This is a genomic window from Microbacterium sp. Nx66 (assembly GCF_904066215.1).
In the GTDB taxonomy this organism is placed as follows: domain Bacteria; phylum Actinomycetota; class Actinomycetes; order Actinomycetales; family Microbacteriaceae; genus Microbacterium; species Microbacterium meiriae.
In genome coordinates this window covers 602,965-627,686 of the sequence record NZ_LR880474.1, presented here as the reverse complement: position 1 = coordinate 627,686, position 24,722 = coordinate 602,965, and the positions used below count along the sequence as shown (strand labels likewise).

Here is a 24,722-nt window from a genome sequence, read left to right as displayed (position 1 = left end):
GTTCACGCTCCTGCTCACGCAGGACGTCCGCTCGCCGCTGCTCCTCAGACGTAAGCCGCGGGGCGCCATCAGAGGAACGAACCGGGTGCTTCTTTCCGTCGCCGACGCGCAGACGGATACTCGCGGCGTTCTTCGCCTTCCAGTTCGTCCCCTGCTCGAACCCGCGCGCCTCTCCCACGGCGGCCTCAGTGCGCGGCGTCGTACGCCTGCTGCACCGCGTCGGGGACGCGGCCGCGGTCGGAGACCTGGTGACCGTTCTCCTTCGCCCACGCGCGGATTGCCGAGAGGTCGCGCTTGGCGGCGCCCTGCGAGTTCCGGCGCCCACGGCCTCCGCGAGTACCGCCGGCGGACACCCGGCGGGCTGCCGCGATCCACGGCTCAAAGGCCTCTCGCAACGCTGCTGCGTTCTTCTCGGACAGATCGATCTCGTACGCGGTGCCGTTCAGGGAGAAGGTCACCGCCTCGCCGGATCCGACTTCCAGGACTTCTCCGTCGATGTCGTCGACGAGCTGATGCACGATTTTGCGGGCCATGCCGCCGAACATATCAGCCAGCATCTAAGCCGAATCGCAATGGTGGCCGATATCCCGCGAACTGCGTGCGGGATTCGAGACCACTCTTGTCGATGTCGACCTCTCGACGTACCATTACTAATGCATTACTAACACGCTTGGAGGCCTCGAATGGCTGCACGACCGATCAGTTTCGCCGTCGAAGAGACGGACGTCCCTTTGCTCCAGGAGCTCGCCGATGCGTTCGGCGGCGGCAACCGCAGCGAATTCCTGCGCGTCGCCATGAAGGAGTTCAAGAAGAAGCTCCGCGTCCAGCAGATGAACGATCTGCACGCCGAGATGCTCGAAGAGCGCGGCGGCAAGGTCTACACGACCGAGGAAACGCTCAAGCTCATCGAGGACTTGGGAACCTCATGAACAGCCAGCGGGAGCGCCCTCGGATCGCGGTCGTCTACGACATCAACGTCTACCTCGACCACATCCGTAGCGGCACCGGAATGCTGCTCCCCGACAAGCTCCCCTCCCCTTCGGCGGCATCCGACGCTCTCTCGCTCGCGTTCGATCAGCAGGTGCGTTTGTTCACCTCGCCGCACATCCTGCGGAACGTCCACCGCCTGATGATCGCCTCCGGGCAGTCTGAACGAACCACGGCCAAGTACATCGAGTTCGTCGCCGAGGCCTGCGACGACTCCGGAGGCGCGATCGTGGACCCGGTCGTCCGCGACTATGCCATCGGGAATCACGAGGACAATAACATCCTCGCCCTCGCGAAGGACCCCGCCGTCGACGCGGACGTGATCGTCTCCTCCGACCATCACCTCATCGATCTCGGTCCCGCATGGAACGGCCGGCTGATGATGCGGCCGCGACAGTTCACCTCGCACATGGTTCGGTCCAGCTTGCAGAGTGCGGCTCAGCACACCCCCGCCCCGAAGGTGCCGCGGACTCCCGCGCCACCGAAGCGCGTCTCCGATGCCTTCCCCGAGCTTCGCGGTGTGCACCTCGATCGGTATGGTCTTGCTGGCTCCTCCGCACCTCAGCGAGAAGATGGCCTGCAGCACTGAGAACAACCCGGGACACTGCCGACCTTCGAGGACAATCCGTGGGAATGCGGTCAACGAGGGCATCGTGCATGATGACCTCATGAGCGCATCGCACGACGTCATCACCCCCGCCGAGCTCGGCCGCGAACTCGGTCACAACGACGGTGATCGGCCCGGCATCACTGTGCGCCGCTATCTGCGCGAGCGCTACCCCGACCACTTGAAGAACCAGCGCTGGGAGCTGACCCCCGAGCAGGCCGACGAGGTTCGTGCGCACTTCGGCAGGACCTCGGCGTGAGCGCTGACTCCCTGCACGACCTCACCAATCCTGCCGTCGCCGCGCTCACCGGAGAGCGCTGGGCGATCATGGAGGCCGCGCAACTCGTCCCCGCCCGTCCCGGACTGTACGCCATCTACGGCGACGAGCAGGCCTGGCGGGATCTCCAGCTTGAGCCGGCTCCGGATCATCCCCTGTACGTCGGCAAGGCCGAGGAGAGCCTGGTCTCGCGCGACCTGAACGGTCACTTCGCCACGAACCCGAAGTCCAAGCCCCGCACCGGCGGGTCCACGGTCCGGCGGTCGTTCGCCGCCCTCCTGCGCGACTTCCTCGATCTGCATGCGGTCCCGCGCAACCTCGCGAAGCCGGAGCGCTTCGCGAACTACGCCCTTGCCGACGGCGGCGACGCACGCCTCAACGAGTGGATGCACGCGCGCCTCCAGCTCTCTGTCTGGCCGGCGCCAGCGGACATGCGGGTCCCGCTCGGCGACGTCGAGACCAGCGTCATCGTGCGCCTCACACCACCGATCAACTTGGACAAGAACCCCGGCAGGCTCCCCCGGCTCTCGGCTGCTCGAGCCGCGATGGCCGCCGAGGCCGCCGCGTGGCGCCCCGAGGGCTGAACGCCATCGTGGAACTCGAGATCACCGCTACTCCGCGCGAGACACTCGTCTGGGCGCCGTCGACCGAGCACGCTGCACAGCTGCGACGAGAGCTGACTGACTCCGGCTACCTAGTGCTCGATGCTGATCCGTGGGAGCTGAACCAGCAGAGCATCATCCCCGAGGGCGAGCATCTCGAGTTCGACCCTGCGCGGATCTTCAACGTCGACATCGGCGCCGACGCGAACGCGTCCCTGCAGATGCTCGTCGACTCCGGTCACGTGCTCTTCTGGCACCGGTGGCATCCGCGACCAGCCCGGAAGATCTGGGGGGTCGCCGTCTCGTCGCAGCGTGGTCGCCGAGCAGGCACCAGTCCGGTCGAAAGCGCCGTGCACTTCGGACTCAAGGTCCGCGGCAGCCGCGAGCTCGGCCTCCGCATGTCGCGCGAGACCTACGCCCGGATCAACAAGCGCTCCTCCCTGCAACGCTGGTACCGCGAGGAGGACCCGTATCTCTGGGACGCGATCGACGACAGATACGAGGACCCCGACCACCGCATCTACACAGACGCATGGTGCTCGTTCCTCCAGGAGCTGGCACTGGCGAACTACGACCTCAACATGGCGCACTTCGCCTCCCTCGACACTGCCGAGTTCGATGCCGCGCTGCAGGCGGCAATCACCAGCCAACCGGGCATGACCGAGGTCACCGATCTCACGAAGTGGGATGGGGTGCCCGGCCTCTACGTCATGGTGCTCGACGAGTACCGCCAGGCGTATGTCGGCGCGACGAACGCCTCGGTCGGAGTGATGAAGCGCATCAAGCAGCACTGGACCGGTGCGAAGCCTCTGGACCGGTTGATCTGGCCCGATCCCCGAACGTCCATCCTCTCGATCGACAGCTTCAGAGCTCTCGACACCACGCGCATCTTCGCCGCCAGGACCTCGCGGTCGTTCGACGGTGAGAACCCGCTGCTGGACCTCTTCCCGCCGCAGTTCATGTTGAACCGCATCATGGGCGGCCGCGATGTAGTGAAGCTCGCCGGCCTCGTCGGCGTCGACCAGGTCATCAGAACGCGCGTCTTCGACGCCGCCGCGCCTGACCAGCAGACTGAAGCCGCGAGCAATCTCAGTCAGGCCTGAGACACCTTCAACAGGCGAGCCGCTTGCGCTTCACCCGTGCTGTCAGCTCAGCGCGTAGGTCAACAGGTAGCGGTGTTCCCGTCGATGATCTCGAGGTCGAGCGTTCCGGTGATTCCTGCCAGGTCCGCGGTTCCCGAGCCGGGCACGATCTCGTAGCGCAGCTGTTGGTCGGGTGCCGTCATCGTTCCGAACTGCTGGAACGCGAAGCCTCCGCGCAACCCGTCGAGCTCGCCGTCAACGGTTTCCACGGCGACATAGCCCGCCTTTCCGGTTGCCGGATCGCCAGCTGCGAGCATCGTCCCGGCCCCCTGCCCGGCAAGGTCACCCCGCCATGTCTTGGTGATGACCATTCGGCGGATGCCCGCCTGATCGTGCTCCGCGGGCTCGAGCGACACCTCGAACGTTCCTCTTGCCGTCCTCATGTCGCCACTGACCTCCGCGGTCCTGATCTCTTCGCCCATCAACGCGCTCAACGGTGTCCTCTTCCTGTCATGGCTTCGACGTTACGGGGCGCGAGAACCAGCGTGCTTGAAGATTCGCGACACCATGTGTCCGTCGGGACTCGCCTGGAACGAGCCACCAACTGCAACAGAACAGCCCCCATTCGCTCCGAGAGCGTGGGGGCTGTGCCGACTAGTGAGCGAAGTGCTTACTCGCGGCTGAGGCGCACGGTCATCGTGGTGCCCATCGCGGTGACCTCGTAGCTGAGCTCGTCGTTCTCGTACGTGAACGTCTTGGTCGCGTCGCTCGATGCCATGATCGAGGACTCGGTCTTGGACGTGTCGTTCGCCGAATCGAAGGTGAACGAGTCGCCCTCTGCCGGGACCTCGACGGTGCCGGCCCAGTACAGCGACTTCGTGTCACCGCCGTCGGCGACCCAGTGGACCTCGATCGTGTCACCGGTGATCGTGGCCTCCTGCCACGCGTCCTCGGAGTTGGAGTTGTTCTGCTTCCAGGAGCCCTCCAGACTCACCGGCTCCGGAGCTTCCTCCTCCTGGACCTGCTCGGTCTCGGACGAGGAGGACTCGCCGCCAGACGACGAGCTGGACGGTTCGGGAGATGCGCACCCCACGGCGCTGATGCCGAGGAGTGCCAGAAGTGCGATGGTCGCGCCGAGCTTGGGTGCTGTGATGTTCAAGGGATGCCTCTCCGAGCAGGTTGATGTCGACGCTGACCGTATCAGCGCCTACTGACACCTTCGGTTCTCAGTGCGAGACGCGAAAGGCGCTGATGACCATCGTTACCGGACGGTCATCAGCGCTCGCGTGGCGAGCTCCCCGTGCCCGTCATGGCGTCGATCGCACGGGCTCGAGCAGACCTGCCACCTCGACGAACGCGTCGGCTCGTCGCTTTACGCGTGCAGCTCTCTCCTCGAGATCCCGCACGAAGAGAGCCTGCGGCGAAGGGTGAAACGTCCGAACGACGGTGAGACCCCGCTCACGCTCGATCTCAGGGGACTGCCTAAGCAACCGGCGCCAGGCGTGATCCGCATCACCACCCTGGAGTAGCACGACCTTCAGCCTCGGCGCGAGTTCCAGCAGGTGCAGGATCGTCTGGACGCCGGCATCCAGCTCAGCCGCCTTCGGGGCGCGGTTGATGTACCAGGGGTACGCATTCCACGGCAGCAGCTCGTACGGAGATAGCGCTGCTTGCTCGAGCAGGACCGCCTGAAGCTCGGCGCTGCCGTCGTTGTTCTCGACGCAGATGAAGCCCGAACCCTTGCCGTCCTGCGTCGCGGGCCCTGGATCGCGAAGAATGCTCAGCACCCGCGCTTCGACTCCACCATGAAGGGGCGCGACGTACGGCGCCCACCCGCGGCCGACCTCACGCAGTTCGTCGACGTACTCGTTGACCGGCGCGATGTGCAGCGCATAGCGATCGTCCCACTGCTGCTGTCGAAACTCAGGGTCCGCCATACGTCGGGGCATGCGCCGACGGTATCAGCCAGCGTCCGTCCGGGTGTGCGGGATGCCGCACGTGCGACCGAGGGAGTCGCCACCCATGAGGCATCCCGCGTGAGGCCTCCCCAGCCTCGTCCCCAGAACCGGACACCCGCGGGGGCCCGCGGTGATCCGATACCTCAGGATGCCGCGTGACAGCGGCCGGCACAAGGTTCAGACGAAAGGTGGTTGTCACCGTCTTTCGTGACCGCAAGACTCGTCGTGAACTGTTCTTCGGAGACGGGAGCACCATCATGGGTCAGCGCGACGCATCAGAGACCATCCGGCAACAGCAGGCAGAGCTGCAGGCACGGCTCCCGTTCGACGATGAGCGGGATCTCGCGGCGGCCGAGCGAGGATTCATCGGCACGCTAGACGAGCCTGCGATCCGCAACGCCGCCGGCGATATCATCTGGGACGCGTCCACCTATGACTTCTTGCAGGGTGATGCTCCGGAGACGGTGAACCCGAGCCTGTGGCGCCAGAGCACGCTGGTCGCCAAGCACGGCCTGTTCGAGGTCGTGCCCGGCCTGTACCAGATCCGCGGGCTCGACCTGTCGGTGATGTCATTCGTCGAGGGCGACACCGGCGTGATCGTGATCGACCCGCTGATCTCGAAGGAGACCGCAGCCGCGGCGATGGCGCTCTACCGGCGTCACCGCGGTGACCGCAAGATCACCGCTGTCATCCACACCCACTCTCACATCGACCACTTCGGCGGCGTGCAGGGCATCGTCTCACAGGCCGACGTCGACGCGGGGGTCGAGATCATCGTCCCCGCGGGCATGGTCGAGCACGCGGTGGCAGAGAACGTCTACGCGGGCACCGCGATGGGCCGGCGCGCCGGGTACATGTACGGCGCGGCACTCGCACGCGGCCCGCAGGGGGCAGTCGGCGCCGGTCTCGGACAGACGACGTCGACCGGGGAGGCGACCCTGCTCGCGCCGACGCTGGAGATCACCGAGACGGGGCAGACCCACACCGTCGACGGGCTGGAGATCGAATTCCAGATGGCGCCGGGCACCGAGGCGCCCAGCGAGATGCACTTCTACTTCCCGAAGTACCGGGCGCTGTGCATGGCGGAGAACGCCACGCACACGCTGCACAACCTGCTCACCCTGCGGGGCGCGGTCGTGCGGGATCCGCACGTGTGGTCGCAGTACCTCACCGAGGCCATCGAGCGTTACGGCGACGACGCCGAAGTCGTGTTCACCTCGCACCACTGGCCGACCTGGGGCAACGCGGAGATCCGTGAGTTCCTCGGTCTGCAGCGGGACCTGTACGGGTACCTGCACGACCAGACGCTGCGGATGCTGAACCAGGGCATGCAGGGCGCCGAGATCGCCGAGGCGATCCAGCTGCCGCCCGCGCTCGAGAACGCCTGGCACGCCCGCGGCTACTACGGCTCGGTCAGCCACAACGTAAAGGCCATCTACCAGCGGTACATGGGCTGGTTCGACGGGAACCCGGCTCGGCTCTGGCCGCACGCGCCGAAGGAGCAGGCGAAGCGCTACGTCGACGCGATCGGAGGCATCGACCGGGTCCTCGAGCTCGCCCGCGCCGCCTTCGACTCGGGAGACTTCCGCTGGGCGGCCACACTGCTCGACCACGCGGTCTTCACCGAGGAGAACAATGCGGAAGCGAAGGCGCTCTACGCCGACACCCTCGAGCAGCTCGGCTACGGCGCTGAGAACGGCACCTGGCGCAACTTCTTCCTCTCCGGGGCGACCGAACTGCGCGAGGGAAACTTCGGTACCCCGACCGTGACCAACGCCCCAGCCATCCGAGCGCAGCTCACCCCGGAACAGCTGTTCGATGCCGTCGCGATCACCGTCGACGGCCCGCGCGCCTGGGACCTCGACCTCGGATTCGACATCACACTCAGTGATCTCGACCGCTCGTTCCACGTCACGCTCCGCAACGGCGTGCTCGTCTACGTCGAGCGCGAACCCGCCACAGATGCCGCACTGCATCTCACCCTCACCAAGGAGCGGCTCATCCGCCTCGCCGGCGGAGACCTCGACGCCGAGGGCCTGGACGTGCGCGGCGACCTCGGCGTCCTGAAGCAGTTGCTCGGCGTACTGACCCCCGGAGACCCGGCATTCGAGATCGTGCTGCCCTAAAAGACGGCGCGCATGGACGCCACCGAGAAAGTCACTCATCCCGGCCGGTGGTTGGAGGTGGCCACGGTGGTGCTGCTGTCCATAACCGCGGTCATCACCGCATGGTGCGGATTCGAGGCGTCGAAATGGGGCGGTGAGATGTCTATCGCCTTCAGCCAAGCGTCCAGCGCACGTGTCCAGGCCGCCTCCGCCGAAAGCAGGGCCCAAGCGGCGCGCCAATACGATCTGACCATCTACACCGAATGGGTGCTCGCCACCGCAGACGACGACCAGGAACTCGTCACCTTCATCGAGGAACGCTTCACGGACGAGTTCCGGATCGCGTTCGACGCCTGGACGGCGGAGGGGCGCGTATCCCAGGGGCCCCTCGCCAGGGAGGAGTACATTCCGCCGGGGACCGAGGAAGCGGAAGACCTGCACGCGCGCGCGGACGCCAAGTTCGACGAAGCACTCGTGAACAACCAGCGCGGAGACAACTACGCTCTGCTCACCGTGCTCTTCGCGCTCGTGCTGTTCTTCGCGGCGCTGTCCCAGAACCAGCGCGCCGAATGGCGCCGGCGCACCTTCTTCATTCTGGGCCTGACTCTCGCTGTCATCGGTGTGGTCATCTTGGCGACGTTCCCCGTGAAAGTGTGACTGGCGTCGAAGCCCTGACCTCTCGGCCATAGCCCAGCGAATAGTCTGGTGAAGCCGGTAACCGAAAACCGGCCCGGCACGAGCTATCGCACGAAGAGGGAACTGCACAGTGACGTCACCGACCACGAACCGACGCTCGGGAGTGCGCTGGTCCTTCCTCGCCGGGCTGGCCATCGCAGCGGTCGTCGTCGCCGTCGACCAATGGACCAAGATCTGGGCCGCCTCTGCGCTCTCGGGCGGAGAATCGAAGGACGTCCTGCCACCGGTTCTCGAGTTCCAACTCACCGTCAACCGTGGCGCCGCGTTCTCCCTCGGCACCGACTTCACCTGGCTGCTCGGACTCCTCGCCGCTGCCGCCGCGGTCGCCATCACGGTCTACCTGTGGCGGGTGGGATCGCTCTGGTGGGCAATCGGGCTGGGCCTGGTCCTCGGCGGTGCGATCAGTCATGCCGCTGACCGCCTGGCACGCGGTGGCGTCATCGACTTCATCGGCTACTTCGATCTGTTCATCGGCAACGTCGCCGACATCGCGATCGTCGTCGGCGGCATCTACCTTGTCGCGCTCGTCCTCCTGCGTGTGCCGACCCGCCGCATCAAACCGACCCCGGCGCCCTCGCCGGCGTCGTAGCTATCGCCAGGGCATGTGCTGCAGGCACCAGGTGTTGCCGTCGGGGTCGGCGAAGAAGGCGTAGAACACTCCGCCGAGGTCCTCGACCTCGCTGATCTCGACGCCGCGCTCGACCAGTTCGGCACGAGATGCCTCGATGTCGGCGACCACCAGGTGCAGCCCTCGCAGGGTCCCCGGAGGCATGTCGAGCGTGGGCAGGCCCTCGGCCAGGGTGATCGAGCATGCCGAACCCGGTGGCGTGAGCTGGACGATGCGGACGCCGGGCTCTGGGTTGATGTCGACGTCGAGCCGAAAGCCGAGCTGGTCTCGGTAGAAGGTCTTTGCTCGTTCGATGTCGGTGACCGGAACCGGCACGAGCTCCAGCAACAAGGCTCCCGGCGGCACGGGTGGGTTGGTCAGATCGTTGACGGTGTCGCTTGGGGGAGTGGATGCGTCGGTCATGGATACCGCCCTTCTTGAGCTGGATGCCCCGCAATCGAGGGGCCGATGATCTGCGGTCCGAGTCTGCCCTCGGCCTCGATCTCCGCCAGTCTCGCTGACGGCTACCGAATCGTCGACCCTCGGGCAAGGGCTTCGAACAAGCCCATCTCTTGCCACCTGAACGTGCGCTCTCGATCGGCGATCTCGATTGCCCGCCGGAGCTCGCTGAGTACGCCGGGGATGATTCGATATTCGTGCCGATAACGCAGAACGCCGATGACTACGGCGTGGAGCTCGACACGGTGACCTGACACCACGCGTGGCGATGAGCCAACTGCTACACGATCAGTGGCTCCGTTCCGGCGTGCGCTAGCGGCGACCGTCCAGGCTCAACGCCAGACCCTCGCCGCAACACGAGACCGAGATCCCTCCCCTGAAGCAGTTCCCGGCGAAGCTCGCTCGGAACCGCGTCATGGGTGGACGCGACGTTGCCCGCTTCGCCGGCCTCGTCGAGATCGACAAGGTCATGAGACGTTGGGATGTCCCTGTCTCTTGACGCCGCGATTCGGCCAGTCATTCACGCCGTTCATCGGAGGCCGGCGGCGATCGCCAGACCAGTGCTACCCCGATGATCGTGGTGATGATGGCGACGTCGTAGCTCGCCACCGTGTACGTCCACCAAGTGCCATTGTGGCTTCCGTATTGTGTATCGGTGCTCAGATGGATCAGGACGAGCGCGGGTCCGGCTGCCAGGAGCACAATCCCTAACCGCACAAGTCGGCGGTGCAGTCGGTACGCACGCGACGGGCGAGGTGGCGGCCTGCTCGGTGCGGAACGATGGCTGAGCGCGGACAGGCGGAGCGGATCGAATCGTGCGTCCGGCGACATCAGAGGATCGCTCCAATCGCGAGGTAGGTGGCGAAGGCGAGGAGGACGACGGCGATCGTTGCCGCGGTGATGAAGAAGACGAAGTTCCGGAACGGATTCTTGTGTTCGTTCATGGTGGATTCGTGAGTGGGCTGCGGTTACCGGGCCGGGCTGAGGACGGTGAAGCCGTCGACAGTGACACCAACGATGCCTCGGTCATCGACGAGGATGATGCGGTCATCGATGGTGCTGAGGGCTTGAACGGCTCCGTCGAGTGGCCCCAGCTGCTGCCACGTCCCGTTCTGATCTTGGGCCCAGAGGACCCCGTCGGTGCCGGCGCCGACGAGTGTGCCGTCTGTGCGTGCTACGAGGGCGTAGAGCAGGGGTGATTCGGGGACGGGGGTGAAGGTGTCGCCACCGTCGGTGCTGACGAGCAGTCCTTCTTCGGTGGCGGCATAGAGCCCGGACTCTGTGGCGGCGAGGTCGGCTGCCGCTAGAGGGGCATGGGTGGTCCAGTTCGTTCCGTTGTCGGTGCTGGAGAGCAGGTCGATTTGGCTGGAAGCGATGCCGTACAGGGTTCCGTCGGGGCTGGCGGTGAGGACGTGGAAGTCGGTTGTTCCGTTCAGGGCGATGGGCGACCAGTTGAGGCCATAGTCATCGCTACGGATGATGCCGAGGTTCGGGGATCCCAGCTCGGCCGGGGTTTGCTCTCCGGGGTGTCCGGAGGCGAACAGGGTGTCGCCGGTGACAGTGAATCCCATGGCATCGAAGTCATGGCCGCCGACGGGTCCGGAGACGTTCCCGTCCGGTGTGACGGTGAAGATGCCGTTGTGCGTGGCGACGAGCAGATCGTCACCGCGGGGGTCTTCGGCGATGCCGTGGATGTGGTCGATGCGGGGTGTCGCATCGGGCTCGTCGGACTGCGCGGCAGTACAGCCCGTAATGACGAGCGTCAGCACGGGGATGGTTGCGGCGGCGAGAAGAAATGATCGTTTCATGATGGTTTCCGGGTAGCGGCCAGGAGGGTGGCCAGGCTTGTGACGCGGGCAGCAGGGAGCGCGCCGCGGGGTCGGTCTTCGCGCGGGGCGATCGCGCGGGAAACGCAGGGCGGGTCGTTCGGGAATCGGCCCGCCCCGCGTGGTTCTACAGTTCTCCGAGGAGGTCCTTCATCGTGGCGATCTCCGCCGTCTGGTCATCGATCACCTGTTGCGCGAGCTCGAGGACGTCCGGGTTCTGCGCGTCGTCAAGCGCCGTCTGTGCCATGTCGACGGCGCCTTCGTGGTGCACGATCATCTGCTCGAGGAACAAACGGCTGGCCTCGGTCGCGTCGGCGTCTTCCAACATGGTCATGTCCTCTTCGGACATCATGCTGTCGTCGCCGCCCATGGAGCCGTGGTCCATGCCGCCCATCGAATCGGGGTCGTACTCCACACCCCAGTCCTCGAGCCACCCGAGCATCTTGTCGATCTCCGGGCCCTGCGCCGCCTTGATCTGTTCGGCGAGCTCGACCACCCGCGGGTCCGCGCCGTCCTTGGCCAGCAGAATGTCCGACATCTCGATGGCCTGCTCATGATGAGGGATCATCATCGTGACGAACATCTCGTCAGCCTCGGTTGAGGCCGACGAGGACGTCGACGCGGACGGTGAGCTGCTGGTACCGGACGGCGCGGTGCCGGTGTCGGCGCAGCCGGTCAGTACCAGGGCGAGGGTGAGAGCGCCGGTGCTGAGTGCGAGGGGGATCTTCTTGTTCATGGTCGTTCCTTCGTAAGTCGTATGAGAGTTCGCTGAAGCGGCGGCGCCAACGGGCGCCGCAGGGCCGCCCACAGTTGGGTCGGCGTGCGAATACTCAAGTTCGACTGATCGAAAGAACCGTCAACGAGGGGCCACGAGGGAGGGCATCGGTCGCTTCCCACCGCAACCAGCTGGTCACCTCGCGAAGGGAGATGCCGGAGCGTCGGGCAAACGTCGGTGGGACGAGGAGCAGAAGGCCGGCCAGCAACGCGAGTACGCAGGCGGTGACCATGTCGTCGTGACCCTGCCCTTGTCCGGTGGTCACGTGGCACGGCCCGTCGCAGGCAGCGGCACCACCGTCGTCGAGGCTCGCCGTGGCGTCCGGAACGTGAGCGACTGTCGATGCGGAATGGGCGACGCCCGAGGAGCCGTGCCCGGCAGGTTCCGCGGTGAAGGTGTGCATGCCCAGGAGGCCGACGATGATCAGGACGGCCGCGGTGCCGAGCATCAGCAGGGTGCGCAGCGACAACTGCGGGCTTGTGGCGCGAACCGTCACCTGCATCCTCGATCCTTCCTGTTCCTCACGACGCTAGCACCGCCGCCTGTGTGCCCGACATCGATCCTGTGCACACTCAGAAGCCGCCTGCCAGCTCGTGCTTGACCGCCAGGATTTCCCTTGCCGCTGACCACCCGACAGCACCCGCCCTCTTGCCGTCGGCGGTCCTGAAGGTCGAGACGAGGCCGCCGCCGGCCGATGACGTCGTTTCCGCGGTCGCCTGCGGCAAGACGACGCCCGCTCCACTCAGCGTGACGCCGTGCACATTCACCGTGAACCCGGAAACGTGCCGGTACGGGCCAGGATCGTCCCCGCCGTGCAGATCATGAAGCAGCGCTCGGGCGGCGTGAGCCCCTTGTGCCACCGCATCATCCCAATGATCCATACGATAGAGCGAACCGTCGGGACCGACATGAGCGGCGACCCCACCGGCCGCATACACTGCCGGGATCGTCCTGGCACGGAGCCGGTCATCGACCTCGATCGCGGCACCGTCTGAGCGGATCCATGAGACAGCCGGAACTGTTCCGTGGGCGAGGACGATCACGTCTGACGATACAGATGTCCCATCATCGAGGAGTACGTCACCCCCGCTTCCGGAAGCCGAGATGGAGCGCACTGTCCGGCCTGGATGGAACTCCGTGTGCGCAGCGTGCAGATCGCGGAGCCGGGTGGCGATCGGCAACCCGAGGCTGTGCGCCAAGGGGATTTCGGAGCGCGCGACGAGATGCACTCTGGCACCAGCGCTCACAAGGTAGCTTGCTGCTTCTGCTCCGACCAGCCCGGCACCGAGGACAGTGACAACCCGCCTTTCGAACGTCGGACCCGCATGCCCTCGGATGCGTAGCGCGTCGGACGCGCTGTGCAGCGTGAAGACCCCCTCGCTGACGCCTGTCGCCTGCAGGGGACGCGGGGCGGCGCCGGTCGCCACGACAGCCGTTGCGAATATCAGCCGTCTGCCATCGTGCAGCAAGATGCCCCGCTCTTCCATCCCGACAGCGCTGCCGGGGATCGTCTCGACATCGATCGAGTCCAAGGCAGGCAGCGCGGATTGCTCCGGGGTGAGCAGGCCACGAAGGATGCCCTTGGTCACCAGCGTGCGGTTGTACGGGGCGAACGGCTCCGCATGCACGATCCGGATCGACCCGTCGAAACCGCTGCGCCGCAACGTGACCGCCGCAGAATGACCCGCGGCGCCCGCGCCGACGATGAGCACATCCGAGCTGGTCTTATCCATGAGAAGCTCCCTTCACCCCCTTGACCGGAATACCCTGGGTGGGTATATGGTTAGGCATACCAGTACCCTACCGGGGTATTCCGAATCGAGGGAAGGAAGCCATCATGAGCACGAGCGAGTACCAGGTGAGCGGGATGAGCTGCGGCCACTGCGAGGTCGCTGTTCGCGGCGAGGTCAGCCAGGTCCCCGGCGTCGAGAACATCGAAGTGAGTGCGCAGACCGGCCGGCTTCTCGTCACGACGAGTTCCGCAGTGGATGACGCGGCCGTGCTCGCGGCCGTCGATGAGGCCGGGTACGAGGCGGTCCGACTCTCATGAACGCCCCGGGCCGCCTCGGCCTCTACGGCGCGGGCCTTGTCGTTGTCTTCGGCGCCGCCTTCGCCGCCGCGGGCGCACTCGTGCCCGACAGCACGGTGACCGCATGGGCGGACGCCGGGCATTCCTCGCATGACGCGCAAGCGCCCGAGGATGCTGCTGGCACGAAAGACGATCAGGAGATGGGGGTGAGTGGAGTGATGAGCGCGGCATCGGGATTCACAATGAGCCCCGTACAGGCGCCGGCGAACGTCGAGACGGACGGTGAACTCTCCTTCGACATCCGCGATCCCTCAGGTGTCCCGATCACCGATTTCGACGAGGCCCACGATAAGCAGTTGCACCTGATCGTGGTCCGCAACGACGGGCGTGAATACCGTCACGTGCACCCCGAACTCGACCCGAGGACCGGGGTCTGGTCGCTGCCATGGTCCTGGGATACCGCGGGAACGTACCGGCTGTATGCGGACTTCACCTCTGAGGGGGTGAGCGCCACGCTCTCCCGCACCGTCGATGTGGCGGGGCAGCTGACACCGGAGCCCGAGGTCGCCGTCAAGACAAGCGACACGGTCGACGGCTTCGACGTGACCGTCAGCGGCGACCTGGTCGCCGGAACTGGAAGCGAACTGACTGTCAAGGTCTCTCGGGACGGGGAACCCGTCACGGTGCTGGAGCCGTACCTCGGTGCGTTCGGCCACCTCGTTGCCCTGCGCGATGGCGACCTGGCGTATCTGCATGTGCACGCGCGCGGCGAGGAACCACAGCCGGGCGATCTGGCCGGCCCCGAGGTGGAATTCACCGCCGAGACACCCACCACCGGCCGCTACCTGCTGTACCTGGACTTCCAGGTCGACGGACAGGTCCACACCGCACAGTTCGTACTCGAGGCGACCCCCGCCACCGGCGACCAGGCGGACACCGAAGACGACGCCGAGCACGACGGGCACTGACCCGCTCAGTGCGCATCGAGTTGCAAGAAGGATCGAGGAGACATCATGACGGATACGCAGTCAGCAGCCGCGTCCAGCGTGGAGCTGGAGATCGGCGGGATGACCTGCGCGTCGTGCGCGATGCGCATCGAGAAGAAGCTCAACAAGCTGGACGGTGTCACCGCCACCGTGAACTATGCGACGGAGAAGGCGAAGGTCACCGCACCGAACGGGTTCGACCCGGCGCTGCTGATCGCCGAGGTGGAGAAGACCGGCTACACGGCCGCCCTTCCCTCACCGGAGCCGTCCGCGGTAGTCGACGGTGAGGACGCTCCGGATAGGGAGCTGGTGAGCCTGCGGAACCGTTTGATCGCTTCCATCGTGCTGACCCTTCCTGTGATTGCGATGTCGATGATCCCCGCATTGCAGTTCACTTACTGGCAGTGGCTCTCACTCGCCCTGGCCGGCCCCGTCATCGTTTGGGCGGCCTGGCCTTTCCACAAGGCAGCGTGGACGAATCTCCGGCACGGTGCGGCGACCATGGACACGCTCATCTCGATGGGGACGATAGCCGCCTTACTGTGGTCGCTCTACGCGCTGTTCTTCGGCACGGCCGGCGTCCCCGGGATGACCCACCCGTTCGAGCTCACCGTGGCACCGTCGGACGGGGCGGCGAACATCTACCTCGAAGTGGGTGCCGCGGTGACGATGTTCATCCTCGCCGGACGCTACTTCGAGAAGAAGGCGAAACGGCAGGCGGGCGCCGCCCTGCGCGCGCTGTTGGAGCTGGGAGCGAAGGATGTTGCTGTGCTTCGCGCCGGCGCCGAGACCCGCATTCCCATCGCGGACCTGCGAGAGGGCGACGAGTTCGTCGTACGGCCCGGCGAGAAGATCGCCACCGATGGTGTGATCGTCTCCGGCACCTCCGCGGTCGACGCGTCCATGCTCACCGGTGAATCCGTGCCGGTCGAGGTCGGCGAAGGAGACTCCGTCACGGGGGCGACGGTCAATGCCGGTGGCCGGCTCGTCATCCGGGCGACGAGGGTCGGGTCGGACACCCAGTTGGCGCAGATGGCGAAGCTCGTCGAGGACGCCCAATCGGGCAAGGCCGAGGTGCAGCGCCTCGCCGACCGGGTGTCGGGTATCTTCGTGCCCATTGTCATCGCGATCGCCATCGCCACGCTGGGCGCTTGGCTCGGCGCGGGATTCCCTGCCGCGGCGGCGTTCACCGCCGCGGTCGCGGTGCTGATCATCGCCTGCCCGTGCGCCCTGGGCCTTGCCACGCCCACCGCACTGCTGGTGGGCACGGGCCGCGGCGCGCAGATGGGCATCCTCATCAAGGGTCCGGAAGTTCTCGAGTCGACGCGACGGGTGGACACCGTCGTTCTGGATAAGACCGGGACGGTGACCACAGGGCGGATGACGCTCACCGGCGTGTTCACCGCTGACGGCGTCGACCGCGGCGAGCTGCTGCGCCTGGCGGGTGCGGTGGAGGACGCCTCCGAGCATCCCATCGCGCAGGCCATCGCCAAAGCCGCAGTCCAAGAGGTCGGCACGCTTCCGACACCCGAGGGTTTCGCGAACATCGAGGGCAAGGGAGTGCAGGGCATCGTCGACGGGCACGCCGTCCTTGTCGGCCGCGAGTCGCTTCTCGAGGACTGGTCCCAGCGCCTTCCCGAGAATCTCGCCGCCGCGAAGAGCGAAGCAGAGCGTCAGGGCAAGACCGCGGTCGCCGTGGGGTGGGACGGGGAAGCACGCGGTGTGCTCATCGTCGCGGACACCATCAAGCCGACCAGCACCGAAGCCATCAGGCAGCTGAAGGCGCTGGGACTGACACCGGTGCTCCTCACCGGAGATAACCGTGCCGTGGCCGAGCAGATCGCGTCTGAGGTCGGCATCGATGAGGTCATCGCCGAAGTGCTCCCGAAAGACAAGGTCGACGTGGTCACCAGGCTGCAGCGCGAGGGCAAGGTCGTGGCGATGGTCGGAGACGGCGTCAACGATGCGGCCGCGCTCGCCCAGGCAGACCTGGGGTTGGCCATGGGCACGGGCACCGATGTGGCGATCGAGGCCAGCGACATCACGCTCGTCCGCGGCGATCTGCGCAGCGCGGCCGACGCGATCCGTCTGTCTCGGAAGACGCTCGGCACGATCAAGGGCAACCTGTTCTGGGCCTTCGCCTACAACGTCGCCGCCATCCCGCTGGCAGCCCTCGGTCTGCTCAATCCCATGCTCGCCGGCGCCGCGATGGCGTTCTCCAGCGTCTTCGTCGTCGGCAACAGCCTCCGCCTGCGCACGTTCCGCAGCCAGGCGGCGGACCCATCCCCGACCGCCGCGCCCGCACCGCGTGATCATGCGACGCGGAACGCAACCGTCGGAACCCACTGAAATCACGAAAGAGGAACACACATGTCTGATTCCGGATCCTGCTGCAGCCACAACAGCCACGGCTCTGTCCCAGCCGACGGACGCAAGGACCTCCTCGCGCCGTCCGCCGAACAGCTCGCCGAATGCCCCGTGATGGTCGGCAGCACCGTCGTGAAAGCGGACGCTGAAGCCGCTGGCCTCTACCGCGACTACGAGGGCACCCGCTATTACTTCTGCTGCGCCGCCTGCGGCCCCCTGTTCGACGCTGACCCCGCCAAGTACGTGACCGCAGCCTGACATCGCTTCACCTGTGCGGGGCGGCACACGGATCGCCCCGCACAGCTTCATCGTTTCCGAGGAGGATAGCCTCATGAGCCAGCCACACAGCGACGACGCTGATCACACCCACGAACACGCAGCGCACGGGCACACCCCATCGGTCCCCGCCGCGGCCACAGAAGACCCCCCCGTCCACACCCCTCACCACGACACCGCCGTGCACCACGACGGTCCCGATACTGCACCGCACGGAAGCGGCGCGCCGATGGGCCACCAGGGTCACGGCGAGCATGCCGGCCATGACGCACATGGTGGACACGACGCTCACGGTGGACACGGGGGTCATGCGGGGCATGGCGACCACGTCGGACAGTTCCGTCGCCTGTTCTGGATCATGCTGATCCTCGCCGTCCCCACCGTCGCGCTGTCGGGCATGTTCGCGATGATCCTCGGCTACACCCTCCCCGACATTCCCGGCCTGGCCTGGGTGTCCCCGGTACTGGGAACAGTGATGTACATCTGGGGTGGAAAGCCGTTCCTCGTCGGTGCTGTCAGCGAAATCCGCGACCGCAAGCCCGGGATGATGCTCCTCATCGGACTCGCCATCACCGTTGCGTTCATCGCCTCTTGGGGTGCGAGCCTCGGCCTGCTGCACCACGAGCTCGACTTCTGGTGGGAGCTCGCGCTCCTCATCGTGATCATGCTGCTCGGGCACTGGATCGAGATGCGGTCCCTCGCGCAGACCACGTCCGCTCTCGACTCCCTGGCCGCGCTCCTGCCCGACGAAGCAGAACGCGTCGAAGGTGACCAGGTCGTGACGGTCTCGCCTGCCGAACTCGTCGTCGGTGATGTCGTCATCGTTCGCCCCGGGGGCAGCGTCCCCGCCGACGGTCGCATCGTCGACGGTCGCGCGTCGATGGACGAGTCAATGGTCACCGGCGAGTCCCGCACCGTGACGCGCGGTATCGATGACCAGGTCACGGCCGGAACTGTGGCGACCGACTCCGGGCTGCGCGTGGAGATTACCGCCACCGGTGACGACACCACTCTCGCCGGCATCCAACGCCTGGTCACCGAAGCACAGAGCTCGTCCTCGCGCGCGCAGCGCCTTGCCGACACGGCGGCAGGCTGGCTGTTCTGGTTCGCTCTCGGCGCTGGCGTGATCACGGCGATCGTGTGGACGCTCGTTGGGCTTCCCGATGATGCCGTCATCCGCACCATCACGGTGCTCGTCATCGCTTGCCCCCACGCACTCGGTCTCGCAATCCCCTTGGTCGTCTCCATCGCCACCGAACGCGCCGCACGCGGTGGCGTACTCGTGAAGGACAGGCTCGCGCTGGAGAGCATGCGCACCGTCGACACCGTGCTGTTCGACAAGACAGGCACCCTCACCAAGGGCGAACCGACCGTCTCCGAGGTCTCAGTCGTCGAAGGCAACGACACCGACCGGGTGCTCGCCCTGGCCGCCGCCGCGGAGGCCGACAGTGAACACCCGCTCGCCAAGGCCATCGTCCGCGCCGCCGCCGACCGTCACCTCGACGTGCCCCGCAGCTCGGACTTCACCTCCTCTCCCGCAGTCGGCGTCACCGCGACCGTCGACGGGACCGTTGTACGGGTGGGGGGACCGCACCTGCTCACCGAGGAAGATGCGCAGGAGCTGCCCGTTGCCGAGCGGTGGCGCAATGACGGTGCGATCATCCTCCACGTGGTTCAGGACGGCCGTGTGATCGGCGCTCTCAAGCTCGCCGATGAGGTGCGGTCGGAATCGCGCGAAGCCGTCGATGCACTGCACGCGCTGGGTGTGCAGGTCGTGATGATCACCGGCGATGCCGAAGCCGTCGCGCACACCGTGGCCGAGGACCTCGGCATCGACCGTGTCTTCGCCGGCGTCCGACCGGAGGACAAGGCCGCGAAGGTGCAGGAGCTCCAGAACGAGGGACGCAAGGTCGCGATGGTCGGTGACGGCGTCAATGACGCCCCCGCCCTCGCCCAGGCCGATGTCGGGCTCGCGATCGGCGCCGGCACGGACGTTGCCATCGCCTCTGCCGGAGTCATCCTCGCCAGCGACGACCCCCGCTCGGTGCTCTCCGTCATCGAACTGTCCCGCGCCGCATACCGGAAGATGAAGCAGAACCTCTGGTGGGCCGCCGGCTACAACCTGATCTCCGTACCCCTCGCCGCCGGCGTCCTCGCCCCCATCGGGTTCGTGCTGCCGATGTCGGTCGGGGCGATCCTGATGTCCCTGTCCACCATCGTGGTTGCCCTCAACGCGCAGCTCCTGCGGCGACTCGACCTTCGCCCGGAAACCACGGCCCGCGCGATCCTCAACCGATAACCAATCCAGAACCGGAGACCACGATGACCGACACCATCGAGACCGACCAGGTCGAGTCCGACACCGCCTGCGAACACGGCGAACACGGCGAACACGGCTACATCACCGACAAAGCCCGCTATCTCGCCCGTCTCAAACGGATCGAAGGACAAGCCCGCGGCATCCACCGCATGGTCGACGAGGAGAAGTACTGCATCGACATCCTCACCCAGATCTCAGCGCTGACGAGCTCACTCCAGGGCGTTGCTGTCGGTCTTCTCGAAGACCATCTCCGCCACTGCGTCACCGACGCCGCACGTGCAGGCGGAGACATTGCCGAGGCCAAGATCACTGAAGCATCCCAGGCCATCGCACGCCTCGTCCGCTAAGCCAGCGAGGCGGCCCCGCGGATGCCTTCGATGCTCCTCGGATAGCTCTGGGCGAGTGGACGCTCAGGACTTTGCGCGCCTGTAGTCAAAGGCGCCGTCCTGACGCTGAGAATCGAGCAACTGATCGAGGATGCCATCGTGATCGATGACGGGCTTGGGCTGGCCATCCGGCTGCAGCCGCCCATCTAACCGAACGTGGCGTCGATGACGTGGTCGTCGAGCGTGGCTCCTCCGCTGGTGCTGCCGTGTCCGAGTGGGGTCATGCACGCCTCTTCTCAGGCTGGCCGGAGCTCACCGACACTGCAGCGCGTCGCCTGCTCGAGCCGACCGGGACGGCGCCGGCAAACGGCTACCCGACGGGGGCGGAGTGGGTGAGTGAGTACCTCACCCCACTCGTCGATGTGCTGGGTGACCGCGTCCTCTACGGCACAACGGTGACGGGAATCGCGCGGCAGGGGCGCGACAAAGACGTAGACAGCGGCCGCAAGGGCCAGCCATTCGTTGTGCACACGGTCGACCAGGACGGCTGCGATGGCCGTATCCTCGCCAGTGCTCGACGCCGTGGCCAGCATCGCCTCGGAGATCGACCCGAACATCCACTCCTGCGGCTCCGTCGGAGCCACCGGCGCACGCCAGCTCGCGCAGCCCGAGAAGGACCTGTTCATCGTCGGTGCGAAGTCTTATGGCCGCGCCCCCACCTTCCTGGCGCTCACGGGCTAGGAGCAGGTCCGCAGCGTCGCAGCTCACCTTGCCGGAGATCACGAGGCTGCGGAGCGCAACGAGCTCGTCCTTCCCGACACCGGGGTCTGCGGCGGTGCCGGCGGCTTCGACGCCGAGGGTGCCAGCTGCTGCGGCACGCCATCCGTACTGCGCAGATCGGCGCAAGGCCCGTCGGCGCAGTCTGACCGACCCACGAGAGGGCGACTTCCCGATTGGGAGGTCGCTTCTTGGCATCCAGGTGCAGTGTCCGTGAACTGTCTCGCCGCCGATTGCGCCTTACTTTGAAGAATGTCAATATAGATTCATGTCGAATCAACAGATTGAGCTGGTCATCATCGGATCGGGCCCCGCAGGCTTCACCGCCGCGATCTACGCGGCCCGGGCAAACCTCGCCCCGGTCGTTATCGCCGGTTCGGTGACCACCGGTGGTGCGCTGATGACGACGACCGAGGTGGAGAACTTCCCTGGGTTCGTCGACGCCGTCAACGGACCGGAGTTGATGGAGTCGATGCGTCAGCAGGCCGAGCGGTTCGGCGCCCGCATCCTCCTCGACGACGCAGTCAGCGTCGACCTCGACGGACCGATCAAGGCCATCGTGACTGGCGCGGGTGAGACGTTCCGTGCGCGTGCGGTGATCCTCACCATGGGCTCCGCCTATCGCAAGCTCGGGTTGCCGGATGAGGAGCGACTCACCGGCCGAGGCGTGTCCTGGTGCGCCACCTGCGATGGGTTCTTCTTCCGCGAGCAGGAGATCGTCGTCGTCGGCGGCGGGGACTCCGCGATGGAGGAGGCCCTGTTTCTCACCCGTTTCGCATGCAAGGTGACCGTCGTGCACCGTCGCGGCGAGGTCCGCGCTTCGAAGATCATGGCGCAGCGCGTGCTTGACCACCCGAAGATCGAGGTGGCATGGAACAGCGAGATCGCCCGGCTGAACGGCGACGAGAAGCTCGAATCCGTCACCCTCCGTGACACCGTCACCGGCACCGAGCGCGAGCTGGCGGCGACCGGTGTCTTCGTCGCGATCGGCCACGACCCCCGCTCGGAGTTGGTCACAGGACAGGTCGTCACCGACGCAGGCGGGTTCGTCCGAGTGGATCATCCTTCCACCCGCACGAACATCCCCGGGGTGTTCGCGGCCGGCGATCTGGTCGATCACACCTACCGGCAGGCGATCACCGCCGCCGGCACCGGCTGCGCCGCCGCTCAGGACGCCCAGCACTACCTCTCGAACCTCGAGAACGACCCGGCCGCTCCGATCGAGGCCGAGGAGGTCTTCGCATGAGCACGCTCACCGCCGTCACCGACGCCACGTTCGAGGACGAAGTTCTCGACTCCGACATCCCTGTCGTCGTCGACATCTGGGCCACCTGGTGCGGTCCGTGCCGCCAGGTCGCTCCGCTTCTTGAGCAGCTCGCCGCCGAGTACGACGGACGAGTGAAGATCGTCAAGGTCGATGCGGATCGGAATCCCGAGACCGTGACCGCCGCTGGCGTCACGTCGATCCCCACCCTCGGCTTCTTCCGCGACGGCACCGGCACGGACATCCTCATCGGCGCGCACCCGAAGCCCGTCATCGCCGAGAAGATCGAGGCGCTGCTCGCATGACCACCGCAACCGCAGCTTCCGCTCCCGCCGCCGTCCGGCGTCTGTCCACCCTCGACAAGTGGCTGCCACTGTGGATCGGGCTCGCCATGGTCGCAGGACTTCTCCTCGGCCGATTCGTCCCCGCTCTGTCGGACCTGCTCGGCCACCTCGAGGTCGGCGGCATCTCGGTGCCCATCGGGCTCGGGCTGCTGGTGATGATGTACCCGGTGCTCGCGAAGGTCCGCTACGACAAGATCGCGGCCGTCACCGGCGACAAGAAGCTCCTCGTGTCTTCGCTGGTGCTGAACTGGCTCGTCGGCCCTGCGGTCATGTTCGCCCTCGCCTGGATCTTCCTGCCAGATCTGCCCGAGTACCGCACGGGGCTGATCATCGTCGGTCTCGCCCGCTGCATCGCGATGGTCGTCATCTGGAACGACCTCGCCTGCGGCGATCGGGAAGCGACCGCCGTACTCGTCGCGATCAACTCTGTCTTCCAGGTGGTCGCCTTCTCACTGCTGGGCTGGTTCTACCTCACCGTCCTGCCCGGCTGGCTGGGTCTGGACACTCAGGGGTTGGAGATCTCGGTCTGGCAGATCGCCCTGAACGTGCTGGTCTTCCTCGGCGTGCCACTCGTCGCCGGCTTCGCTTCCCGCTGGATCGGCGAGAAGCGTCGCGGCCGCGCCTGGTACGAGGAGAAGTTCCTCCCCGTGATCGGCCCCTGGGCGCTGTACGGGCTGCTGTTCACCATCGTGCTGCTGTTCGCGCTGCAGGGCGATGCGGTCCTGGCCAACCCGCTGGACGTCGCGCGGATCGCGCTGCCACTGCTGGTCTACTTCGGGCTGATGTGGTTCGCAGGGCTCCTGCTCGGCAAGAGCCTGGGCCTGAACTACGCCCGCTCCACCACGCTGGCCTTCACCGCGGCCGGGAACAACTTCGAACTCGCCATCGCCGTCGCCATCGGCACCTTCGGCGCCGCCTCCGGGCAGGCTCTGGCGGGCGTCGTCGGCCCTCTCATCGAGGTGCCCGTCCTCGTTGGACTCGTCTACGTCTCCCTCTGGGCGGCGCGCGCTTGGTTCCACACCGATCCCTACACCGGCGAAAGGATCACCTCATGAACGTCACGCTCACCGACGCCGTCGACAGCTGCAGCCCGGTCGCTACCCACGCCATCGGCCACGAGGCGGCGTCCACCGTCGCCGCGACCTTAAAGGCTCTGTCGGATCCGCTGCGCCTGCGCATGCTCTCCGCGATCGCTTCCGATCCGCGAGGCGAGTCCTGCGTGTGCGATCTCGCCGAGCTCGCACACGTCTCACAGCCCACCGTGTCGCACCATCTGAAGGTCCTCAAGGGCGTCGACGTGCTCACCTCCGAACGGCGCGGCACCTGGGTCTGGTACCGCATCAACCCCAGCCGCCGGGGCGCCGTCACCGCTCTGCTGGACTCCTTCGCGCCTGCGACCATGACGGCGCCCGGCGAAGACGGCGACGCCGAAGGCCGCGCCGGCCACCCCGAGTTCGATGCGCGGATCACCCACCTCGCCGATGAGCTCGCCGCCGAGGTCCCCGAGCTCGCCCCGGAGACCGTGCTGGGCATCGTTCGTGAGTCGTACACGTCACTCGCCCGCACGGCAATAGTCACGGGAGCGCTTGTCCCGCTCACCGAACGCTTCGCACGTCAGCGACTCGCCGACCTCACGCGCGACCGCGACTCCGCTGTACCCCAGGTGTTGTTCGTCTGCGTGGCCAATGCGGGGCGTTCGCAGCTCGCTGCCGCGCTTGTCAACAAGCTCGCCGCCGGCAGGGTTGTCGCCCGCTCGGCAGGATCTGCTCCCGCGGACGTCATCCATCCGCACGTCCGCTCGATCCTCGCCGAGATCGAAGGCGACCTGGCCGCCGAACGCTTCCCCAAGCCCCTCACCGACGATGCCGTCCGTGCCGCCGACGTGGTGATCACGATGGGCTGCGGCGACGTCTGCCCGATCATCCCCGGCGTCCGCTACGACGACTGGGCCGTCGGCGACCCTGCCCTCGCATCCCGCGAGGGCGTCGAAGCCATCCGCGACGACATCGAGGACCGCGTCCGCGCCCTCGTCGATGAGCTCACGCACTGACC

At 66.5% G+C, this 24,722-nt stretch carries 28 protein-coding genes; 19 read left to right on the top strand and 9 right to left on the bottom strand.

The features are described from left to right. Positions 1-185 precede the first annotated feature (185 nt). Positions 186-533 (bottom strand): histone-like nucleoid-structuring protein Lsr2, encoded by a 348-nt coding sequence (locus MICNX66_RS02860; RefSeq protein ID WP_029266159.1) that lies wholly within the window; start codon positions 531-533, stop codon positions 186-188. Between the two features lie 150 nt (positions 534-683). Between MICNX66_RS02860 and MICNX66_RS02855 the strand changes: the two genes are divergently transcribed. The 5 genes from MICNX66_RS02855 to MICNX66_RS02835 all read left to right on the top strand — a co-directional run bounded on the left by MICNX66_RS02855 (position 684) and on the right by MICNX66_RS02835 (position 3,576). Then, positions 684-929 (top strand): hypothetical protein, encoded by a 246-nt coding sequence (locus MICNX66_RS02855; protein ID WP_029266161.1) that lies wholly within the window; start codon positions 684-686, stop codon positions 927-929. Next, entirely contained in the window at positions 926-1,576 is a 651-nt protein-coding gene (locus MICNX66_RS02850; protein ID WP_029266162.1) for a hypothetical protein, read from the top strand. The genes MICNX66_RS02855 and MICNX66_RS02850 overlap by 4 nt, the downstream gene beginning before the upstream one ends. A 79-nt stretch (positions 1,577-1,655) precedes the next feature. Next, positions 1,656-1,853, top strand: a complete 198-nt coding sequence (locus tag MICNX66_RS02845; protein ID WP_071327683.1) for a hypothetical protein — start codon at positions 1,656-1,658, stop codon at positions 1,851-1,853. Beyond that, positions 1,850-2,455, top strand: coding sequence for a GIY-YIG nuclease family protein (locus tag MICNX66_RS02840; protein ID WP_029266166.1), 606 nt, complete (start codon positions 1,850-1,852; stop codon positions 2,453-2,455). Before MICNX66_RS02845 ends, MICNX66_RS02840 begins: the two co-directional genes overlap by 4 nt. Positions 2,456-2,463: 8 nt before the next feature. Then, positions 2,464-3,576: a hypothetical protein gene (locus MICNX66_RS02835; protein ID WP_183151868.1), complete on the top strand. Its 1,113-nt coding sequence runs from the start codon at positions 2,464-2,466 to the stop codon at positions 3,574-3,576. Positions 3,577-3,635: 59 nt separating this feature from the next. Here the strand turns inward: MICNX66_RS02835 and MICNX66_RS02830 are convergent, their stop codons facing one another. The 3 genes from MICNX66_RS02830 to MICNX66_RS02820 all read right to left on the bottom strand — a co-directional run bounded on the left by MICNX66_RS02830 (position 3,636) and on the right by MICNX66_RS02820 (position 5,504). Beyond that, positions 3,636-4,037 (bottom strand): DUF3224 domain-containing protein, encoded by a 402-nt coding sequence (locus MICNX66_RS02830; RefSeq protein WP_197971866.1) that lies wholly within the window; start codon positions 4,035-4,037, stop codon positions 3,636-3,638. A 188-nt stretch (positions 4,038-4,225) separates the two neighbouring features. Beyond that, on the bottom strand, positions 4,226-4,714 hold the full coding sequence (locus MICNX66_RS02825; RefSeq protein ID WP_029266170.1) for a hypothetical protein: 489 nt from the start codon (positions 4,712-4,714) through the stop codon (positions 4,226-4,228). A 148-nt stretch (positions 4,715-4,862) separates the two neighbouring features. Then, positions 4,863-5,504: a uracil-DNA glycosylase gene (locus MICNX66_RS02820; RefSeq protein WP_029266173.1), complete on the bottom strand. Its 642-nt coding sequence runs from the start codon at positions 5,502-5,504 to the stop codon at positions 4,863-4,865. A 266-nt stretch (positions 5,505-5,770) separates the two neighbouring features. Here MICNX66_RS02820 and MICNX66_RS02815 point away from each other — a divergent pair, with 266 nt between their 5' ends. The 3 genes from MICNX66_RS02815 to lspA all read left to right on the top strand — a co-directional run bounded on the left by MICNX66_RS02815 (position 5,771) and on the right by lspA (position 8,903). Further along, positions 5,771-7,639, top strand: a complete 1,869-nt coding sequence (locus MICNX66_RS02815) for an alkyl/aryl-sulfatase (RefSeq protein ID WP_036331343.1) — start codon at positions 5,771-5,773, stop codon at positions 7,637-7,639. Between the two features lie 12 nt (positions 7,640-7,651). Beyond that, the gene (locus MICNX66_RS02810) at positions 7,652-8,275 is read left to right on the top strand and encodes a hypothetical protein (RefSeq protein ID WP_051667916.1); all 624 of its coding nucleotides are present in this window, start codon (positions 7,652-7,654) and stop codon (positions 8,273-8,275) included. Positions 8,276-8,384: 109 nt separating this feature from the next. After that, positions 8,385-8,903: a signal peptidase II gene (lspA, locus tag MICNX66_RS02805; RefSeq protein ID WP_081859717.1), complete on the top strand. Its 519-nt coding sequence runs from the start codon at positions 8,385-8,387 to the stop codon at positions 8,901-8,903. Here lspA and MICNX66_RS02800 read toward each other — a convergent pair whose 3' ends face one another. The 5 genes from MICNX66_RS02800 to MICNX66_RS02780 all read right to left on the bottom strand — a co-directional run bounded on the left by MICNX66_RS02800 (position 8,904) and on the right by MICNX66_RS02780 (position 13,714). Next, positions 8,904-9,344 (bottom strand): VOC family protein, encoded by a 441-nt coding sequence (locus MICNX66_RS02800; protein WP_036331298.1) that lies wholly within the window; start codon positions 9,342-9,344, stop codon positions 8,904-8,906. Positions 9,345-10,348: 1,004 nt separating this feature from the next. Then, on the bottom strand, positions 10,349-11,149 hold the full coding sequence (locus MICNX66_RS02795; RefSeq protein ID WP_232089174.1) for a F510_1955 family glycosylhydrolase: 801 nt from the start codon (positions 11,147-11,149) through the stop codon (positions 10,349-10,351). 184 nt (positions 11,150-11,333) lie between these two features. Beyond that, a complete protein-coding gene (locus MICNX66_RS02790) occupies positions 11,334-11,942 on the bottom strand; it encodes a DUF305 domain-containing protein (RefSeq protein WP_029266186.1) in 609 nt (202 codons plus the stop codon). A gap of 94 nt (positions 11,943-12,036) precedes the next feature. Continuing rightward, the gene (locus tag MICNX66_RS02785; RefSeq protein ID WP_029266188.1) at positions 12,037-12,483 is read right to left on the bottom strand and encodes a DUF6153 family protein; all 447 of its coding nucleotides are present in this window, start codon (positions 12,481-12,483) and stop codon (positions 12,037-12,039) included. Between the two features lie 70 nt (positions 12,484-12,553). Beyond that, complete coding sequence (locus MICNX66_RS02780; RefSeq protein ID WP_051667917.1) at positions 12,554-13,714, bottom strand: FAD-dependent oxidoreductase; 1,161 nt, start codon at positions 13,712-13,714, stop codon at positions 12,554-12,556. Positions 13,715-13,818: 104 nt separating this feature from the next. Between MICNX66_RS02780 and MICNX66_RS02775 the strand changes: the two genes are divergently transcribed. From MICNX66_RS02775 to MICNX66_RS02725, 11 genes are all read left to right on the top strand, one after another. Then, a complete protein-coding gene (locus tag MICNX66_RS02775) occupies positions 13,819-14,031 on the top strand; it encodes a heavy-metal-associated domain-containing protein (RefSeq protein WP_029266192.1) in 213 nt (70 codons plus the stop codon). Next, complete coding sequence (locus tag MICNX66_RS02770) at positions 14,028-14,978, top strand: hypothetical protein (protein ID WP_029266194.1); 951 nt, start codon at positions 14,028-14,030, stop codon at positions 14,976-14,978. Before MICNX66_RS02775 ends, MICNX66_RS02770 begins: the two co-directional genes overlap by 4 nt. Before the next feature lie 45 nt (positions 14,979-15,023). Then, positions 15,024-17,345 (top strand): heavy metal translocating P-type ATPase, encoded by a 2,322-nt coding sequence (locus MICNX66_RS02765; protein ID WP_029266196.1) that lies wholly within the window; start codon positions 15,024-15,026, stop codon positions 17,343-17,345. Between the two features lie 21 nt (positions 17,346-17,366). After that, complete coding sequence (locus tag MICNX66_RS02760) at positions 17,367-17,621, top strand: YHS domain-containing protein (RefSeq protein WP_029266198.1); 255 nt, start codon at positions 17,367-17,369, stop codon at positions 17,619-17,621. Positions 17,622-17,694: 73 nt separating this feature from the next. Then, on the top strand, positions 17,695-19,938 hold the full coding sequence (locus MICNX66_RS02755) for a heavy metal translocating P-type ATPase (RefSeq protein WP_371511043.1): 2,244 nt from the start codon (positions 17,695-17,697) through the stop codon (positions 19,936-19,938). 23 nt (positions 19,939-19,961) lie between these two features. After that, positions 19,962-20,306 (top strand): metal-sensitive transcriptional regulator, encoded by a 345-nt coding sequence (locus MICNX66_RS02750; protein WP_029266204.1) that lies wholly within the window; start codon positions 19,962-19,964, stop codon positions 20,304-20,306. A gap of 531 nt (positions 20,307-20,837) precedes the next feature. Further along, on the top strand, positions 20,838-21,026 hold the full coding sequence (locus tag MICNX66_RS17040) for a hypothetical protein (RefSeq protein WP_371511042.1): 189 nt from the start codon (positions 20,838-20,840) through the stop codon (positions 21,024-21,026). A 304-nt stretch (positions 21,027-21,330) separates the two neighbouring features. Further along, on the top strand, positions 21,331-22,308 hold the full coding sequence (trxB, locus tag MICNX66_RS02740; RefSeq protein ID WP_029266208.1) for a thioredoxin-disulfide reductase: 978 nt from the start codon (positions 21,331-21,333) through the stop codon (positions 22,306-22,308). Next, entirely contained in the window at positions 22,305-22,631 is a 327-nt protein-coding gene (gene trxA / locus MICNX66_RS02735; RefSeq protein ID WP_029266209.1) for a thioredoxin, read from the top strand. Before trxB ends, trxA begins: the two co-directional genes overlap by 4 nt. Continuing rightward, positions 22,628-23,725, top strand: coding sequence for an ACR3 family arsenite efflux transporter (arsB, locus tag MICNX66_RS02730; RefSeq protein WP_029266210.1), 1,098 nt, complete (start codon positions 22,628-22,630; stop codon positions 23,723-23,725). The genes trxA and arsB overlap by 4 nt, the downstream gene beginning before the upstream one ends. Beyond that, positions 23,722-24,720: a metalloregulator ArsR/SmtB family transcription factor gene (locus MICNX66_RS02725; RefSeq protein WP_029266212.1), complete on the top strand. Its 999-nt coding sequence runs from the start codon at positions 23,722-23,724 to the stop codon at positions 24,718-24,720. Before arsB ends, MICNX66_RS02725 begins: the two co-directional genes overlap by 4 nt. Positions 24,721-24,722: the final 2 nt, after the last annotated feature.

What these genes read in the sequence shown, in the direction of transcription:
- MICNX66_RS02725 (WP_029266212.1), top strand. Translation starts at nt 23,722, where the DNA reads ATGAACGTCACGCTCACCGACGCCGTCGACAGCTGCAGCCCGGTCGCT.
- MICNX66_RS02815 (WP_036331343.1), top strand. Translation starts at nt 5,771, where the DNA reads ATGGGTCAGCGCGACGCATCAGAGACCATCCGGCAACAGCAGGCAGAG.
- MICNX66_RS17040 (WP_371511042.1), top strand. Translation starts at nt 20,838, where the DNA reads ATGGCCGTATCCTCGCCAGTGCTCGACGCCGTGGCCAGCATCGCCTCG.
- MICNX66_RS02765 (WP_029266196.1), top strand. Translation starts at nt 15,024, where the DNA reads ATGACGGATACGCAGTCAGCAGCCGCGTCCAGCGTGGAGCTGGAGATC.
- MICNX66_RS02755 (WP_371511043.1), top strand. Translation starts at nt 17,695, where the DNA reads ATGAGCCAGCCACACAGCGACGACGCTGATCACACCCACGAACACGCA.
- MICNX66_RS02845 (WP_071327683.1), top strand. Translation starts at nt 1,656, where the DNA reads ATGAGCGCATCGCACGACGTCATCACCCCCGCCGAGCTCGGCCGCGAA.
- MICNX66_RS02790 (WP_029266186.1), bottom strand. Translation starts at nt 11,942, where the DNA reads ATGAACAAGAAGATCCCCCTCGCACTCAGCACCGGCGCTCTCACCCTC.
- MICNX66_RS02775 (WP_029266192.1), top strand. Translation starts at nt 13,819, where the DNA reads ATGAGCACGAGCGAGTACCAGGTGAGCGGGATGAGCTGCGGCCACTGC.
- MICNX66_RS02770 (WP_029266194.1), top strand. Translation starts at nt 14,028, where the DNA reads ATGAACGCCCCGGGCCGCCTCGGCCTCTACGGCGCGGGCCTTGTCGTT.
- MICNX66_RS02850 (WP_029266162.1), top strand. Translation starts at nt 926, where the DNA reads ATGAACAGCCAGCGGGAGCGCCCTCGGATCGCGGTCGTCTACGACATC.
- MICNX66_RS02780 (WP_051667917.1), bottom strand. Translation starts at nt 13,714, where the DNA reads ATGGATAAGACCAGCTCGGATGTGCTCATCGTCGGCGCGGGCGCCGCG.
- MICNX66_RS02855 (WP_029266161.1), top strand. Translation starts at nt 684, where the DNA reads ATGGCTGCACGACCGATCAGTTTCGCCGTCGAAGAGACGGACGTCCCT.
- MICNX66_RS02760 (WP_029266198.1), top strand. Translation starts at nt 17,367, where the DNA reads ATGTCTGATTCCGGATCCTGCTGCAGCCACAACAGCCACGGCTCTGTC.
- trxA (WP_029266209.1), top strand. Translation starts at nt 22,305, where the DNA reads ATGAGCACGCTCACCGCCGTCACCGACGCCACGTTCGAGGACGAAGTT.
- arsB (WP_029266210.1), top strand. Translation starts at nt 22,628, where the DNA reads ATGACCACCGCAACCGCAGCTTCCGCTCCCGCCGCCGTCCGGCGTCTG.
- MICNX66_RS02810 (WP_051667916.1), top strand. Translation starts at nt 7,652, where the DNA reads ATGGACGCCACCGAGAAAGTCACTCATCCCGGCCGGTGGTTGGAGGTG.
- MICNX66_RS02785 (WP_029266188.1), bottom strand. Translation starts at nt 12,483, where the DNA reads ATGCAGGTGACGGTTCGCGCCACAAGCCCGCAGTTGTCGCTGCGCACC.
- MICNX66_RS02800 (WP_036331298.1), bottom strand. Translation starts at nt 9,344, where the DNA reads ATGACCGACGCATCCACTCCCCCAAGCGACACCGTCAACGATCTGACC.
- MICNX66_RS02860 (WP_029266159.1), bottom strand. Translation starts at nt 533, where the DNA reads ATGGCCCGCAAAATCGTGCATCAGCTCGTCGACGACATCGACGGAGAA.
- trxB (WP_029266208.1), top strand. Translation starts at nt 21,331, where the DNA reads ATGTCGAATCAACAGATTGAGCTGGTCATCATCGGATCGGGCCCCGCA.
- MICNX66_RS02750 (WP_029266204.1), top strand. Translation starts at nt 19,962, where the DNA reads ATGACCGACACCATCGAGACCGACCAGGTCGAGTCCGACACCGCCTGC.
- MICNX66_RS02830 (WP_197971866.1), bottom strand. Translation starts at nt 4,037, where the DNA reads ATGGGCGAAGAGATCAGGACCGCGGAGGTCAGTGGCGACATGAGGACG.
- MICNX66_RS02820 (WP_029266173.1), bottom strand. Translation starts at nt 5,504, where the DNA reads ATGCCCCGACGTATGGCGGACCCTGAGTTTCGACAGCAGCAGTGGGAC.